General features: G+C 40.5%; 1 pseudogene. It reads right to left on the bottom strand.

Features of this window, described 5'->3' with window-relative positions:
* Window positions 1–83: 83 nt before the first annotated feature.
* Window positions 84–458 (bottom strand): annotated as a pseudogene (locus tag L2748_RS24200) (tyrosine-type recombinase/integrase); the annotation flags it as partial.
* Between the last annotated feature and the right edge of the window lie 268 nt (window positions 459–726).

Below are 726 nucleotides of genomic sequence, written 5' to 3' on the forward strand. Positions count from 1 at the left end.
GTAGTCATAGGATGTTCTCAGAATGGGATTTGTTCTGAGATTATCTAAACGTTGCCCCTCAAGGAATCCGTCTTATATTGATCGCTTACGCAGCTATAGCTCATAGGTCTCCCGTTCTTACGAGGGCTAGGGAATATATAACTTGATGACGATAAGCCACTTTGCATTAACCACTGTGTTAGTGATTGAGCTGTACGAGAAGTTATTTCAAATTGAACCTCACGTTCCGTTTTACTTTGTTGATAAAGAACTCTATTTTGAATAACACCACCCGATGAAATATCTCGAACTTTCATTCTGAGCAAATCACATGACCGTAATTTACAATCGATGGCGAGGTTGAGCAGAGCCAACTCCATGATATTACCTTCGATTTCGAGCCTAGTACGGATGCGCCAGATATCCTCAAGCTTAAAGGGCTTTTTCTGCCCAGTTAAATGACCTTTCTTCGTCCACATACGCTATCTCCTGTATGACTACTGAAATGGTCTTATTAATTTTAGCTGGAGAGCGGGAAATGTAAGGTGCATGAATATGCAATTAAAAATTGTAGCAAGAACTGGAGGTAGAGTATTTGTTCTAGCTGATAAAGGGGCAGAAGTTAGTTAGAACCGTATGCTGAACCTGTGTGGAAGATTGTAGTGGCATAGTGAATTTGGACACCAAGATGTAAGGGGTATAATCCCCATCTAAACACAAGGTGAACAAATGACCCGTAAATCAAAA

Origin of the sequence: Shewanella sairae (assembly GCF_023283535.1) — a bacterium.
GTDB classification, from domain to species: domain Bacteria; phylum Pseudomonadota; class Gammaproteobacteria; order Enterobacterales; family Shewanellaceae; genus Shewanella; species Shewanella sairae.